16 protein-coding genes and 1 tRNA gene are annotated in these 15,337 nt (G+C 36.2%); 6 read left to right on the top strand and 11 right to left on the bottom strand.

What is annotated here, in order from left to right; genetic code table 11:
- The first annotated feature begins 322 nt into the window (after positions 1-322).
- The gene (locus QL986_RS14720) at positions 323-1,639 is read left to right on the top strand and encodes a tyrosine-type recombinase/integrase (RefSeq protein ID WP_290191678.1); all 1,317 of its coding nucleotides are present in this window, start codon (positions 323-325) and stop codon (positions 1,637-1,639) included.
- Between the two features lie 54 nt (positions 1,640-1,693).
- Here QL986_RS14720 and QL986_RS14715 read toward each other — a convergent pair whose 3' ends face one another.
- The 5 genes from QL986_RS14715 to QL986_RS14695 all read right to left on the bottom strand — a co-directional run bounded on the left by QL986_RS14715 (position 1,694) and on the right by QL986_RS14695 (position 4,286).
- Positions 1,694-1,861: a hypothetical protein gene (locus QL986_RS14715; protein WP_290191677.1), complete on the bottom strand. Its 168-nt coding sequence runs from the start codon at positions 1,859-1,861 to the stop codon at positions 1,694-1,696.
- A gap of 8 nt (positions 1,862-1,869) precedes the next feature.
- Positions 1,870-2,595 carry a zeta toxin family protein gene (locus tag QL986_RS14710; RefSeq protein WP_029772766.1) on the bottom strand — a complete coding sequence of 242 codons (726 nt, stop codon included), beginning with the start codon at positions 2,593-2,595 and terminating at the stop codon, positions 1,870-1,872.
- 8 nt (positions 2,596-2,603) lie between these two features.
- Positions 2,604-2,951: a hypothetical protein gene (locus tag QL986_RS14705; protein WP_290191676.1), complete on the bottom strand. Its 348-nt coding sequence runs from the start codon at positions 2,949-2,951 to the stop codon at positions 2,604-2,606.
- 241 nt (positions 2,952-3,192) lie between these two features.
- Complete coding sequence (locus tag QL986_RS14700) at positions 3,193-4,059, bottom strand: hypothetical protein (protein WP_290191675.1); 867 nt, start codon at positions 4,057-4,059, stop codon at positions 3,193-3,195.
- Complete coding sequence (locus QL986_RS14695) at positions 4,059-4,286, bottom strand: helix-turn-helix domain-containing protein (RefSeq protein ID WP_290191674.1); 228 nt, start codon at positions 4,284-4,286, stop codon at positions 4,059-4,061. Before QL986_RS14695 ends, QL986_RS14700 begins: the two co-directional genes overlap by 1 nt.
- A gap of 313 nt (positions 4,287-4,599) precedes the next feature.
- Between QL986_RS14695 and QL986_RS14690 the strand changes: the two genes are divergently transcribed.
- Positions 4,600-5,895 (top strand): DUF3644 domain-containing protein, encoded by a 1,296-nt coding sequence (locus QL986_RS14690; RefSeq protein ID WP_290191673.1) that lies wholly within the window; start codon positions 4,600-4,602, stop codon positions 5,893-5,895.
- A 244-nt stretch (positions 5,896-6,139) separates the two neighbouring features.
- Here QL986_RS14690 and QL986_RS14685 read toward each other — a convergent pair whose 3' ends face one another.
- Both QL986_RS14685 and QL986_RS14680 read right to left on the bottom strand, forming a co-directional pair.
- Complete coding sequence (locus tag QL986_RS14685) at positions 6,140-6,517, bottom strand: hypothetical protein (protein WP_290191672.1); 378 nt, start codon at positions 6,515-6,517, stop codon at positions 6,140-6,142.
- A gap of 59 nt (positions 6,518-6,576) precedes the next feature.
- Positions 6,577-6,786 carry a hypothetical protein gene (locus QL986_RS14680; RefSeq protein WP_290191671.1) on the bottom strand — a complete coding sequence of 70 codons (210 nt, stop codon included), beginning with the start codon at positions 6,784-6,786 and terminating at the stop codon, positions 6,577-6,579.
- 113 nt (positions 6,787-6,899) lie between these two features.
- On the opposite strand from QL986_RS14680, the gene QL986_RS14675 reads away from it, so the two are divergent.
- Complete coding sequence (locus QL986_RS14675) at positions 6,900-7,166, top strand: helix-turn-helix transcriptional regulator (RefSeq protein ID WP_290191670.1); 267 nt, start codon at positions 6,900-6,902, stop codon at positions 7,164-7,166.
- A gap of 36 nt (positions 7,167-7,202) precedes the next feature.
- Entirely contained in the window at positions 7,203-7,964 is a 762-nt protein-coding gene (locus QL986_RS14670) for a hypothetical protein (protein ID WP_290191669.1), read from the top strand.
- Between the two features lie 64 nt (positions 7,965-8,028).
- Here QL986_RS14670 and QL986_RS14665 read toward each other — a convergent pair whose 3' ends face one another.
- Positions 8,029-8,889 carry a phage integrase N-terminal domain-containing protein gene (locus tag QL986_RS14665; protein WP_290191668.1) on the bottom strand — a complete coding sequence of 287 codons (861 nt, stop codon included), beginning with the start codon at positions 8,887-8,889 and terminating at the stop codon, positions 8,029-8,031.
- A gap of 566 nt (positions 8,890-9,455) precedes the next feature.
- Here QL986_RS14665 and QL986_RS14660 point away from each other — a divergent pair.
- On the top strand, positions 9,456-10,940 hold the full coding sequence (locus QL986_RS14660; protein ID WP_290191667.1) for a hypothetical protein: 1,485 nt from the start codon (positions 9,456-9,458) through the stop codon (positions 10,938-10,940).
- On the top strand, positions 10,933-13,536 hold the full coding sequence (locus tag QL986_RS14655; protein ID WP_290191666.1) for an AAA-like domain-containing protein: 2,604 nt from the start codon (positions 10,933-10,935) through the stop codon (positions 13,534-13,536). Before QL986_RS14660 ends, QL986_RS14655 begins: the two co-directional genes overlap by 8 nt.
- Positions 13,537-13,799: 263 nt before the next feature.
- Here QL986_RS14655 and QL986_RS14650 read toward each other — a convergent pair whose 3' ends face one another.
- From QL986_RS14650 to QL986_RS14640, 3 genes are all read right to left on the bottom strand, one after another.
- Positions 13,800-14,576: a hypothetical protein gene (locus tag QL986_RS14650; protein ID WP_290191665.1), complete on the bottom strand. Its 777-nt coding sequence runs from the start codon at positions 14,574-14,576 to the stop codon at positions 13,800-13,802.
- Positions 14,577-14,773: 197 nt separating this feature from the next.
- Positions 14,774-14,850 (bottom strand) — tRNA-Ile (locus QL986_RS14645).
- 277 nt (positions 14,851-15,127) lie between these two features.
- Positions 15,128-15,286 carry a YqaE/Pmp3 family membrane protein gene (locus QL986_RS14640; RefSeq protein WP_008466367.1) on the bottom strand — a complete coding sequence of 53 codons (159 nt, stop codon included), beginning with the start codon at positions 15,284-15,286 and terminating at the stop codon, positions 15,128-15,130.
- Between the last annotated feature and the right edge of the window lie 51 nt (positions 15,287-15,337).

The following is a 15,337-nucleotide window of genomic DNA, read 5'->3' as shown; positions in this document are numbered from 1 at the left end:
TATTCATGCTGTTGTGTGGTAACAAGCCTAATTGCACGTTCACGAAATTCTGATGTATAGCGATTTGATTTTTTCATAGTTCCAGTTTCTCAAGTTATTGAGTCTCTGGCAAACACGGGGCGATTCAGACTCGAACTGGGGACCTAACGATTATGAGTTGCAAAACAAAGACTTACTACGAGTTACTTTTTGATATAACTATTTACTAATTTTCATAGCTATATCATGGTGTTATTGAATAAACCCTACCTCTGATGCATAAATCATTATGTATTTCAGAACGTTAAATTTTACGTTCAAAGTAGCACAGAGGTAGCACCAGATGTCAGACACAAAATTTCGCTTCACAGAATTATCGCTTGAAAAGATAGAATCAAACGGTAAACGCACTCGCTATTATGACAATCTATTGTCAGGACTCATTTTAGATGTAGGCGTAGCTGGTAGAAAATCATTTAGAGTCTATAAAAAGATACCAGGGCGAGACACCCCTATTAATGTCACCCTTGGGTACTTTCCATCAATTGCACTTGATGATGCAAGGCGGATGGCTAAAAAAGTAATGGCAGATATTGCTGAGGGTATAAACCCAAATGATCTTAAGCGCCAATTTAGAGCGGCTTCTATTACCCTCAAAGAAGCTTTTGAGTCATATATTGAATCTAGAGATCTTAAGCCTATAACTGTAAGAGGTTATCAACAAAAAATAGATTGCTACCTACCTGATTGGCATAACAAGCGCCTAGCCGATATAAATCAAACAATGATTTTAAAGCGCCAACGAGAAATCACCTCTAGAAGTCCTGCTCAGGCAAATTATACCATGCGCCTAATGCGCGCTTTATTTAACTTTGCTAAAGCTGAATACAAGTCTTCAGAAGGTCGCTCACTATTTCCAGAAAACCCTGTAGATGCTCTTTCTGAAAAACGTAGTTGGAATAATATAAAACGTAAAACAAGACGGCTGCGCCGTTCACAGCTAAAACCTTTTGTAGACGCATTATACGAAGTTAGAAATGAAGCTGCCAAATATCGTCAGAATAGCCGCATTGCTTTTTGTGATTACCTAGAATTTTTAACCTTTTCAGGCCTAAGAAGATCAGAGTTACTGCAACTTCCTTGGTCACAAGTACACCTTGAAGATAGGATATTTATTTTAGAAGATACAAAAAATGGCTTAGATGTCGAGTTCCCTATTACAGATCGATTAGCTGAGATATTTAATCGACGAAAAGAATATAAGGTATCTGACTATGTGTTTGGTACAAATAGTAAAAAAGGCTACCTGACTGATCCTAAGAAAACGTTAAAACATGTATGCCAAATTGCAGGAGTAAAAATCACTTCGCATGATTTACGCCGCACATTTACATCAATGGCTGAGAGTAGCGGAGTATCAGGATACCTCCTGAAACGCCTTCTAAACCATATTACAGATAAAAGTGACGTGACTGCTGGCTATTTAATTTTAACTGCTGAGGAGCTCAAAGAGCCCGCAGAAAAAGTAACAGAAACAATAGCCAAATATGCAGGTTTGATTGAACAAAAGCCTAACGATCAAATGAGAAAAATGAAAAGTCTGTTGGCCAACTTAACTAAGGAACAAAAAGTTGAGCTGATGAGCACTTTGTTAAGTTGATATTTATAAATTTCTTCTAAATCAAAAAAGTCCCTATACGGGACTTTTTATTAATTATCGTTGACCTACAGGTGCTTTGTTTACTACCTGTACTTGAGAGGAAATTGCTCGCTCAATAACTTGATTATAAACTCGCTTTTTCTCACTTGAACTTGAGTCAAGTACAAAGTCTGAAAGCTTAGAATTTTGAGCTTGCTTTGGCTTTAATAAATTTGAAAACATAGGTACTCCTAAAGCTCGTTTTTTGAGCTGGACGGTGATTCTATCAGGCTCTGTAGATCTTCTCTAGTGAATTTTTCATCTAAATGATGCTCAATTGCCTGAACGTTATCATGATAAAAACGTGTTCGACCCTTATTATTCTTAACCAATAAATCTACTTTAATTTGACTTCCAAACTTTAATTTAAGTTCCTTGATAACATTTTGTGATGCAAAAAATTGATCTATAAAAGTATTTGGTAAAATTCTACGCCCTTCTAACTTCTCTCTGGCTTCAACAAATTCCCATGCATACTCTGGCTTTTGGTACACAAACAAAATAAGCACTTTTCGACCTTTACGAATAGAACGCTCAATATTTTTTTCTGCAACATCATAACTTGCCAAGGTACCATCTAACAAAAATGACTGCTTGTTTTTAAAAGCATGATCAAGTGTTCTCTCAACAATAAAAGATACAGCACGATGAAATAAATAAGAGTTATCACCTGTATAACCAGGTATTAGTTCTCTTAACTCATCTGGATCAAGCCTGAGTACATTATCAGCACCAATTTCTTCTAAAAAAGCTTTTGAAGCTTCAGTTTTTCCTGCGCCAGGCGAGCCTGCCATAAAAACAGAAACCGGCCTGTTATCGGGAGGAAACCGATCTTTATCTGTTAACTCGCGAGCTATACGAGTCCTATTATTTTTAGCATAGGCAATTGCCTGTCGCTCTAATTCTTCTGGTGTCATATGAAGCCTTATGATTCTCTATTCATTATGTCACTTAAGTGCCTATTAGCAAGTGATTCAAATTCTGAATATACCCTATGAGTTTGGGCAGCCTCTTCTCGTTTTTCTTTTGGTGCATTAGCTCTTTGCCTTTTTTCGAAGAAGTCATCAGGGAGAGCGATTCGAACCAGGTCTTCAATTCGCTTTTTTGGCTTAAAATTATGCTTTGTGCTTGCAGAAGAGAGTGCAAACTTTAAAGTTCTTTTTTTATCAATGATAAGATAAAGAGTCATCCCCACAGCCTTGTATAACTGAAGGTCTTTAATATAAGGCAGGTTCTTCATGTACTTTTCATACTTATAAGTTTTTTTATTCACAGTTAAGTGTCCTTAATAATAAGATTTTTGGATATTGAGAATTTAAGGTATTAAGCTGAGAGCTAGAGGCCTTGATAGTAAAGGGCTGCACTGGTACTACTGTCCTTCAGTGACAAACTTTTGCACGCCAGTGACAAATATTTGGTTCTCAGTGACATAAAACTGTTCGCCAGTGACAAACTTTTGTCCGCCAGTGACATTACTAGCAACTACTTATACATAATTTTTAAGCAGCTATACACTAGCCTCCTCTACCGCGAAGTAGATAGTTGTTAGGTGGAATGACTATACCTTTATCCTTTTTATCTAAACGGATGCCTGAGTGAGGATGGCATTCAAGAATGAAGTCTAAAGCGCACAAAAATCGCCGCTTGAACCTACTCAGAGCAAGCCTGTCTAGGTAGGGAAAAACATCTTTGTGGAGGGTCCCACAAGGGACAAAAACAATTTTTTCACGTCCATAACCTCGTCGTATGAGATACAAGTAGAGATCATGGGCGAGAACAATGTCTTTAGCTCGAGCAAGTTGAAGGAACCTTAAATCAATGGGAATAATGCTTTTATCATCAGCTATCAGCGCCTTAAAGCTGTTCGAGGGGGTATAGAGAACCTGTTTATATTTAGCATTGAAATAGCCAATACCATACTCATCGTTGATCAAATTATCCGCCTCAGCGAAAAATCCCCTTCTTCGCATTCTATCTTTTGATTTATTAGTCGGGACAACTGTAAATGTCGTATCAAATACTCTTTCGAGAGAGAGTAAAAAATTAGCGTATGTGCCACCTGATATACTGTCTTGTCCTGTTATTTGCTGAAATAGCTCACTTACAGATTTGGCTATGACGTATGAGGGAAGCTCTGGCCTTCTACTGATTTGTGTTGTTAGGTGAGCAATGATCAACCTTGCATAGTGACCATGAGGCAAAATTTGAGGACTGCTCAACATTACAGTTTTGTATTTGCCAAAGCCTTTGACAGTGGATTGCTCAAGCTTTTTAAGGGGCAAAATACATGGGTCTATCAAAAAGGCTGGGTATGAACCAAAAGTTCGCTCTTCTATAGGGCACTTTGTAATTATCTCTATGTTGTTATGAGAAAGGGCCATTAGTAATGAACCTCCCCGCAGCGAATTAAAGGCTGCGTTTCAATCCAGTGGTGGAACTCTGATATAGGAAAGAGTGTTTTACCACCTTGCTTTATATAAGGTGGCATTGAATGACACGCTTTCGCTTGCCTGTTCTCACTTAGCTTGTTGTATAGGGTCTGCTTAGAGCAGCATAAAGCTATAGCAACTTCATCTGCTGTATAAAATTGAGGTTTAATTTTTGGCATAAAGCACTCCGGTTACTTATATATGGAATGCCTTACTATTATGGGAATAAATTTACCGTTGTCTCAGAAAAACCCCCCTGACTTTTCCGGAGCTTTTTTCAAATAGCTTAATCATGGACAAAAAAGCTACTAAAGCTACTAAAGCTACTAAAGCTACTAAAGCTACTAAAGCTTTAGAGGATAAAGGAGGTTATTTCTATTAAAAACTACTATTTATCACTAAAGTCAGTATATTTAGCTAAGGTATCTAACTGACAAGTTCTGCAACCAAGTAGCAAACAAATTAATCAGTTGACTTTAAGGAGAGAATAAATTGGCAAAAGGAAATGCACAGCATAAGTTTTTTGAGTTCCTTCAAAAAAAGCAAAAGCAAGCAAAACACTTTACGAAAAATGAAGTTATTGAAGCTACTGGTTGGAAGCCAAATACCTTCAATACTTATTTCGGTAAAGGACAGATAACTCAGTTTGTTACGAAGATCAGTGATGACACATATGAATCATTAAATACACTAGATATTAATTTTACTGAATTTAAAAAGCGTCTATCTCAAAGCAAACACTTTCAGGAACTTGGCCATAAATGTAGATCTAGCCTTGCAAAAGCTCTTTTAAAAAAATCTAGAGACAATATGATGCTGGCCTTAGAGTTATATAACCGGCCTTCTTTAGAAAACAAGCTAGATGGATTCGTGATGCTATTTTGCACATCATGGGAGCAGTTGCTCAAAGCTATAATAATAGAGCTGAATGGCGAAGAAAGTATTTATAAACCTGCCCGAAAAAGAGGTTTTAAAGAAACCATTTCGCTTAGAGAATCCTTAAATAAACTCTTTAAAGAAAACAATCAAATTAGAAAAAATATAGAGCGTATAGCCGATTGGAGAGATAATGCTGTACATTTGTTGATGCCCGAACTTCAAGGGCTTGCTTCAAGAATATTTCAATCAGGTGTTTTAAATTATTCATCTGAATTTGAAAAATTTAGTGAGACTGCATTTCTAAACTCTCAACACAGCGGCATGTTATCACTAGTTGGTGATTTTAAGTTACCTCCGGCTTCCTTACTTAAAACTTACTATGGAAATGCGGCAGATGAAATATTAGAGCTAGCCAAAAATACTGAAGAAGAAATTTCAAAATCAAATGATATTGAATTTGCGATCCCAGTCAATGTTTCACTTGTTTATGCCAAAGATGGGGACACAATAATCGCAACAGCGAATGGTAAATCAGCTGATTTGCAAAATTTAAAGAATGCTCTGGTTGTAAATAAAACAGTGAACCCTGAACAGTCACACCCTTTAACTCAAGCAACAGCTATTGCTGCTATTAAAAAAGGCTTAAAAGAAAAGTTCGATAATGCAAAACTAACTAAATGTTTAGTATCTAGATGTCAAAAAACAGGTGAAATGAACTTCAATACCAACTGTTTTCAGGCTTGTTTGCATAAATTAAAATGGAAAAAAGAGAATAATGAATTTCACTACTTTCAATCTTTGGCCAACAAACATATTTTTTCATATGAGGCTGTTAATGAAATAATAAAACGAATCACCCAAGATGATAACTTTTTAATGCAAGCCAAAAAAAATTTTAATAGCAAATAAGTAAGGGCTATAAATCTGCTTTTCTTATTTACATTTAAGATGAAACAAAACAGCGAAGAAGCTCACAAGACTTAGAATCAAAGCGCAACCAGCGAGTGCAGGAGCCATATTTAAATTCTACCTTCTTTTATTGCTGTGAAAAGGTCATTTTTCAGCGTGTCGTAGCGTCGAGTAGCGCGAATCGCTAACACCATTAAAATCCACATTTGAAACCATTCGTATAATGTCATAACAGCAATCTCTGCTAATGCTTTGCACTTGAGTATAGAAAAGATCCTTCCCAATTACACAAAGCAATAATCCACTCACTAATATTTTGTTGCTTCTGCTCATTACAGCCCATGAAAGGAAAAGTTATTTTTTTGCTTCGAGACTTAAAATGACTGAAAGGCTCTAATCTAATATCCCAAACCTCACCCATTTCATTTGTCACGTCGAAAGCCAGCGCTTTTTGAGAAATCAGAGCAAAAAAGATTTCCTGCTCTGATTGCACTTCTTTCTCAAATGATAGCCCTAACGGTTCACATTCAGCTTCGATACCAGCTAAGCGGCTTTGAAACTCAGCTACTACAGGGATGAATGGCCTTAGCTCAACATTTTTGTATAGATCTAAAAGTAACATACATTGCTCCTTAAAATTAGGCATGCCTAATTTTGATCACTGTCCTATTCTTTAAGTGATTAGTAATAGGTGTCGTAAAGTTCACCACGTGATTGTGCATCCTCCGCCTCTTCACGCGACATAAATTCACCATCAGCGATAATATTGCCCATACCATCATTCAATTGTTCTAGTTGCTCGCTTTCTTTCGACGACTGCTCATCGCTTGTAAATATACTTACCAGCAAGTAAATCGCCCCGACTAATACACACACAAATGTTTCAAGCATATTCATTCCTCTTAACTCAATTTGCAACACAAGCATAAAACTAAGCATTCCTTAGTATCTAGATTCAATTAAAGCTAAGAAACTCTTAGTTTTCAAGCTAAGAACAATAAATAATGAAAACTAATGACGAATCACCATTTCCAAAACGTTTAAAAGAGGCAAGAAAAGCCAAAGGCTTATCGCAAAAACAGTTAGGGATTTTAGCTGGCATGGATGAGTTTGCGGCATCGGCAAGAATGAACCAGTACGAAAAAGGCGTACATGCCCCAGACTTTAAAACAGTGAAAGCACTTGCTGATATTTTAGAAGTGCCAACGGCGTATCTGTATTGTATCGAAGATAAATTGGCTGAAAATATATTAACTTGGTCTGTGAGCTAATAAACTTAGGCATAGTAATTTTTAAAAGGAGTTTTAATGAGAAAGCCCACGCTCTCATTTTGGTTGTTAATTTTAGTCATTCTACTCGCTGTAACATGGGCCTTTTTTCCCGAAGAGAACTTAGAGCCAATAATTGTTTTAATGTTAGCAATCGTTAGTATATTTCCTCTCGTCCGAAGTGACTTAATTCCTTGGTTTGAACACATCAAACTTCAGCAGAAAAACTTCAAAAGCTTATCTGGTTCAAGCAAGATAAACGCGAGTGAATCAACATTTAGTAAAATGTTCGATGGTACACCATTGGAGCTCAAGCTCGTTAAGCAAGGGTTTCATCAGTATCCTACAACGATCTGTGCTTTCTTTGAACAAACTGATTTTCGGTTTAAAGCTTATTTTGATAAAGGGTTGTCGATTGAATTACACAAGTTCTTTGATGTTGGTTATGAAAAAGTTGATGAACCTCCCATATTTCCTAAAAAGACAAATGAATACATCGTTGCTCAATTTGATATTGATGGTGATGGAGTAGATGAATTGGTATTAGGGATTATTGATTACGAGGATATATTACGCAATGTACAGCTGACTATTTATAAATATCACCCGCCTCTGTTCACCGAAGACTTGAATCGAGCGCAGAACTGGCAACACCTGGGAACGCTCACTGCCTACGGAATTGTAGGTGAAGTAAAAATAGAGTTAAAAAGTAGGGCTGTGTGTATTCCTAGGAACCATAGAGGCTTTTATTATAAGTGGACACTTGCTGACAATAAATTTATAGACATTGGAGACTATTAAATTAGGCATGCCTAATTTAATAGCCTCAAAAATCATGTACTGTGATACTTCACATGTTTAATGATCAGCTCCCCAAATATGTATAAGTAATACTAAACCGCTCATGTCCAAGCTCACAGCTAATTATCATTCGCGCCTTGTAATCTAGTTCCCGCTCTTTGCCTATTAAATGCATACGTCGTGGCCCACCATTAGCGGGGCATTGCCAACCAGTTAGTTCTAGATAACGTTGACGGGCATAGTGATGGCGTAAGCCATGATTTTTGCTAAGGCCTACCTTATTAGTTTCACGCTCATAGCGGCGCATTTGATCTACGTAGCGGTCTGTCGCGCGAATTAATGATGAGCGTGTAAAAGAGCGAATTTCATCAAGCAGAGAGCGCTGTGACTCTTTTAGAGTAGGTAAGGTGCGGGGTTTACCACCTTTAGTCCATGAGCCTTTTAAGCGGATATAATTACCTTGATCTGCATAGCTGACATTGAACTTTATTGCCTCCTCTCGGCGTAGCCCGAACTCTTGTTGTAAGCGCAGTGAAAACCTTACATAAGGGCAATTAATCTGGGCATGCTTCTGCATATCTAGCTCTTTGGATTTACCCAGAGGACTATTGCGTACCTTATCAATACCGTATTCATCATTAGTACGACCGACTACATTACGTTTACCGACTTTGTCTGCCCACCATCTAATGGCCGACATTCGATTTTTGATAGTCTTGTTTGCAAGCTTTTGATCTTGCCAATGCTTTACTAAAGCATTTACGTGTTTAGGTTTTAACCCTTTTGCATCTTTTAACTTAAAGCCAAAACCATGAAGCTGTTTTGCAACAAGATTAAAAATGCTCTTTCTATTTTGGCGAGTAGCATGACTCCGCTCTTTGTTATTAATGTTTAACTGGTTTAGTGAATATCCCAACTGGCTCATATCAATTCCTTAAAATTAAAGTGGAAGATAGAAAACCAAAACCGAAGATCAGGGGGCGTAAGCCAATAAAGGTAAGTTTTAAAGCCACTTAGTTAGTACGTAACTAACGAAGTTGTCATAAGACACATCGGCTGGCTGATCTAAAGCAAACAAGCAAAGCGGCGCTGAGTCTGTTGATTCAAGACGCAGACTATAGTGGTTTTGGTAATTATTAATCTGGCTCTGTTGAGCCTGACAGCTACGGTTGTAGCTCCTCTTGACGTGTCGAGGGCAGTTGGGAAACGCCCGTTTTCTTGTTTGCTCAAAGTGAGCTAGTTCATATTTAAATTAGCATATTAATCTTAGATTGCAAGTAGCTATTTTTTCTAGTGGATGCCCTTCCCTCTTCTAGCCTTTTGATTTTGCGGTTGGATAATAGGTCTCAAGGCATCATGAGCAGTGGCCTTGAGGTAGGCGACTCTGTAAGTCGTCCCTACCTCTTCGAGTAGGTACGACTTAATTATTGATTAAATTACTAGTAACTATAGAATGAGACTTATAAATCAAATCTTAAGGACAAAACGATATTGAAAGGATGGCAAAAAATTAATGGATCTGACACGGTCATTATTTTCATTCACGGACTATTTTCGTCCCCTGAATGCTGTTGGAAAAATAAAGCTACTGATACTTTCTGGCCTAATTTAATAACGCAAGATAGTCGTTTTAAAAACCCTTCTGTTTTTTTGGCCCAATTTTATACATCACCAACTTCTAATGACTATGGTGTCCAAGAGTGTGCTGAAGAAGTGAAAGGTCAGCTTACTAGGGTTGATGTATTTGGTAATAGAGCTCCAATAACATTCGAAAAAGTAGTTTTCGTTACGCATAGTACTGGTGGGATTGTAGCTAGGTACATCTTAGAACAAGAGTGTGAACTTTTCAGGGACAAGCGAGTAGCTTTATTCTTAGGTGCTTCTCCATCTTATGGTTCAAAGATTCCTTTCCTTGCTAGAGCTTTATCAAAGTTAACAAATCACCAACTCTCGTCTGAACTAACTTGGGGAAGTGAAATTTTGAAAGATCTAGATGGCCGCTTCCGTAAATTCTTAGATAGTAAAAAAGTCAATATTTGCGGAGTTGAAGCTGTAGAAAACAAAGCTCCATTTAGAATACCTTTTACATCAAGACGTGTGGTAAATAAAGAATCTGCTGTAAGATATTTTCACAGTAAAACAATCCCTAATAGCGATCACTCTTCAATTGTTAAGCCTAATGGCAAGGAGCATCACTCTCACGAGTTACTACTTGATCTACTTGTCAAAAATGAATTCCTATCTAAGTATAATGATGTAGGCCTTGAAAATAGCCCGGTTTTGTTTGATCGCTATGAACTTAAACATGAGCCTTATTATTTTGAAAGAGAAGAAGATCATAAGCTAACATTGATGCTATCTCATTATAGTTTGTGGGTTTGTGGTGAATCAGGAACGGGTAAAACATCTTCAATCCTTAGAGAACTTTTCAGACGAAATGTTAATTTCAAATATATTTCATTAGCATCGTGTTTAGAATGTAGTTTCCATGAAATTTTCGATGCTATTTTGGAACAAATGGCACCTGAGTTAATTGATTGCATTCCGACTTCTAATATAAATAGTTCAATTAGTAAAATTTCTGAAGTGATTGATAATGAGGTAGTAAACGGAAGCTACTTCTTATTTATTGAAGAAATTCCAATCAAAAATATACCTATGTTTAATCAATTTGCAGAATACTTGTTTTCTCTTATTACTAAAATAAATGGTGGTTCAAACGTTAGGATTATTCTTTCGTCCATTTTTCAGCCAAATAACGAATTTAGTGCTGAACAAGAAAAGGTATCAGAGAGGCTAAAAATTTTAGAGTGGCCTCGCTGGGAAAATAAAGATATAAGCCAACTAATCGAGCTAATTAGATCCAACTTAGCTCCGGATAGCTCTCTTGATTTCTGTGCTAGTGAATTAAACGGTAACCCTAGAAAAGTAAAAGAAAAATTTAGAGAAAAGTTAATGGAGATTGGATATGAATAATAATTACGATAATGATAATAAAAAGCTAGGTCCATATACCATTATACCTTCTCATCTATACGTTGAAAGAAGTGCTGACACTCAAATAAAACGACTTTTAAATGATATGGGGAGACCAGGTTATATCTTAGTAGCACGGCAGATGGGAAAAACAAACTTACTGTTAAATGCAAAAAGAGAACTTGAAACAGATATAGATATTTTTGCGTATATAGATCTCTCTAATCGATTTGAAACAGACAGAGAATGCTTTCGAAATATTATTGATAAAATTATTGATAGTAATTTCGATAAGCTCAAAGAAGTCGAATCAAAAATAGAAGAAAGCAGAGTTGGTTCAAAGTTACCCGCGCATAGGGAACACGTCAGAGAGCTTAGATTAATATTATCTCAAATAAAAGGTAAATTGATAATAAATCTTGACGAAATTGATTCACTTACAGCAGCTGACTATTCAGATAAAATTTTCGCTCAAATAAGAAGCGTCTTTTTTGAAAGAGTTAATTTTATTGAACTTGAAAGACTAAATTACATTCTTTCAGGTGTTGCTGAACCAAGTGATATAATTAAAGATAAGTCCATATCACCTTTTAATATAGGCCAGAAAATACTTTTAGGAGACTTTACTAGACATGAGTTTGATAACTTCTTAGTAAAAGCGTCTTTACACGACAAACTCAGCGAGAATATGAAAGATAGAGTCTATTATTGGACAGGGGGGAACCCTAGGCTAACTTGGGAGGTACTATCTGAGGTTGAGAACATTGTTTTAGATGATATAGAAGTACAACCACAGGATGTTGATAAAATAGTTCAGGAACTCTACCTCAATAATTATGACCGCCCTCCAATTGACCATATTCGCTCTTTAATGATCTCAAGCCCAGAGCTCAGGGAAGGTGTTTTATCAATATATTACAATAAATTAGAGCAGCTCACTGATTCTGTAAAAAGTAAGCTGTACCTCGCAGGAATTTTGAGCTCTGACTATGAAAAAGGTTCTCTATGTATAAAAAACAAAATTATCGAACGCTCATTGAGTTTGGACTGGTTGGTTGAAGTAAATAAAAGTAAAAAAGTTTCACTAAGTAAAGCTGAAGAGTATTTCGAAAATAAAGAGTATGAACAGGCAAAAGAACTTTATAGAAAGTTGTTGAAAGAAGGTGCAGTTCAAAGTGACAAGTTAATAACCATATATAACAGGCTTGGGGCTTGCTATTTTTTGCTTGGCGAATATGGGCAAGTAATTGCCACATATGAGGAGAACATGCTTGATAAGGAAACTTGGCCTGCTTTGTATGTTGAGCAGTTATACATGCTTGCATGTAGCTACTTTCAAGAAGGCATGGGATCTGAAGCTCAGGTATGTGTGAATGAACTATCAACCCTAAAGACTGGGGCGCTAGAAAAGCATATCAAGTTGTTGCAAACCAAAATAAAATTACAAAGAGGTATAATCGACGCGGTAGATATAGAAGTCGAATTGGAAGCCTTTATTGCTGAGAATGATGAAGGTAAACCAAGTGAAGTAATATCCTCAAGTTACTTTACCTTGGGGAAACTTAAAGCAGAGAGTAGCCCACAAGATGCCTTTAATAATTTTATTTTATGTAAGAAGTATTGTGAAAGTGAAAAACATAAAATAAAACCTTTAATCCATGCCTTGAGCATAATCCCATCGGATTTTGAGGTAATAGGACGTGAAATAATTTCACTTTTTTCGGCGGCTAATATTTTTCTGGACGAGCAGGAGCCACAGGACCTAGACGTTAATGCTAACGATATTTTATTGCTTATAAATACAGCTGATAAACTAGACAGGCGAAGTTATATTGAAGAGCTTTTTAATACGCTATCTCTAAACTGTGTAAAGGAACAGTTAAGGTTCGGTTCTTTTATGCTAAATATTTCCTTATCGATACTACAGCAAGGAAAAATAGAGCTCTCTAAGTATATGTTGAGTTACACATCGGAACTTAATAGAAGCTTGACGACTGCTGATGAAGCGTTTATGGCAAGTAAGTACCTAGCTTTTAGTCATCGACTCCAAGGGAATATACCAAACCAAAAAGCAGAGAATGCTTATTTTAAAGGTGCACAGAATTACATAACGACAGTTGATCAAAATGACATATTTTTGTTTGAAAGAAAAATATTAGACTTAATCAAACTAGGTGAAAATCACAAAGCTAGATCCTATTGTGACCTCATAATAAGCATTGAAGGCATTAACGCGAACATATCCAAAGCTAGGTTGTTAACAATTTTACTTCTAAAAATGCGTAGCCATGTGATTAAAGAAGAGAAAAAAGAAGAAGCTGAAGGTTTGTTAAAGATTCTTAATGAAATAGACCAAGATGAGCTTGCTTTAAAAGACCTAACCAAAGCTGATATCAAAAGATTTAGAAAAGAGGTTAATGCTACAATTGTTCATAACACTGTTGTTAAACAGATTATTAACGAGAGAAAGTATCGTAGAAATGAAGTTGTTGATGTTAAGCATCTAGACTCTGGAGAAATTGAGAGAAAGATTAAGTATAAAAAAGTAATGGAAAAGCACAGAAAACAGCTCTGTGAAATTTTAGATTCAGAATAGTATAGGTATGCGCATCTAAAAGTCAGGGTGTGGCAAGTTGGGTTAAGTCTGTCACACCAGACTTAACTTCAATCTAATAACGTTAACTAGTATTTTAAACGTTTCGTTAAGCATCACTTGAATATTACATAGTAGTGGTCAACTAATTTTGGCCTGTAGTGGTCAACTAATTTTGGTCACAGTTTTAGAATCTTGGTATCTAACCTCAGATTCATTTTTCACAAAACCCTTTAACTCCCAATATCAAATCAGGCAAGATTTGTTCACTCATAGATTGCTCCTTCTCTAACTAAAAACAATCTTGCTTTTGAAAGTTGCACCTCATTTTTACCTGCTACTAAAATATCTTTTTCAATAGTTTGTAATTGTTGCTCAAGCATTAAATTAGCTTCAGCTTGATTTATTCTCCCGAACTTAATCATTGCTGTACGCAGCAACCCTGCTGAATCAAGAAATAGTTTAATATTTTCGATTGCTTGATAAATTTGAATGGCATCAAGCTTTAAGAACTGCTCTTTATCTGAAAGGTACGAGCTAAATTGCTTAATAATTACAACAACATTTTTTAGTTTCTTCTCATAACGTTGGTAAAAGATAAGAGCATCTTTCGGGAGTTCAGCTTGTTGTTCAAATGTCAGATAAGTCTTTGTAAGGCTGTCAATATGAAGCTCTACTAATCCCTCAAAACCAACTATATTTTCGTATGAATGACTATTGTTTTCTCTAATCATATCTTCAAAAATAATTGATATCGCGTGTGAAAAAGTAAACTCATTTTCAGGGATCGGAGTGTCTACTTGAGCTTCTATTTTCTCAAAAAAAGATTGTAACCATGCATTTGCAGCAACCAAAAAACTTAACTGAGATACATAGACATAAGCAATACGATGTTCTAAGTCCTTTTTTATTTTATTTTGGGCTATAACTCTAACTTTAAAACTCAAGAAAGCTGATATTAGGGCTCCAAATAAACCACTTAGTATAGAAATCAGTAGGGTATAGCCATTATCCAATATTGCCTCATATGCTTTAACAGCCAATAAAATAATGACTGCAATGAATCCTTTTTAGTTAGCTCTATTAAAAAGAGACCAAATGCGTACTTTAAAGATATTAATTGCAATATCAATTAATATGATAGGACTATTTTTAATAATTGATTTATAGTGAAAAGTAGCACAGAGGTAGCACAGGGTAATTTCGGTTAGTAGGTATTTACTTGGAAAGCTTTGAAAAGTGGTGGCCCCTCCCAGACTCGAACTGGGGACCTAACGATTATGAGTCGTGTGCTCTAACCAACTGAGCTAAGGGGCCATCTTTGTATAACTGTAAGCAGTTAATTTTTGAAGCGTTTAGCCACAGAGCGACTAAAGCGGGTTGCAGTATAAAAAGTTTTTAGGGGCTTGTCACTAGCAAAAAGCTTTATTTTAACAATCAAGGGGCTAACTGCTCAAATAGTAGGCTTTGAGGTTTTGTTAGTGATGAGTTTTGTAAAACAAATCCATTTATTAATAGCAGCCTGAGTAACTAATACACATACCTTTGGGAGCACTTAGCAACTCAGTATTAAATGTCCTGCTATGCTGCTACATTATTTTTTGGCAATAATGTAAATCGCATGAATTAATCCAGGGAAATAGCCGAGCAAAGTTAGCAAAATATTTAACCAAAAATGCATCCCTAGTCCTACCTGTAAAAACACACCCAGTGGTGGTAATAAAATAGAAAAAATAATTCTAATGATATCCATAATTTAATCCTTATAATGTTAGCAAAGCAAAAAGCCCAGCAGGGCTGGGCT

This window comes from Pseudoalteromonas sp. APC 3250 (genome assembly GCF_030407915.1).
Taxonomy (GTDB): Bacteria; Pseudomonadota; Gammaproteobacteria; order Enterobacterales; family Alteromonadaceae; genus Pseudoalteromonas; species Pseudoalteromonas tetraodonis.
This window is presented reverse-complemented; position numbering and strand designations above follow the sequence as displayed.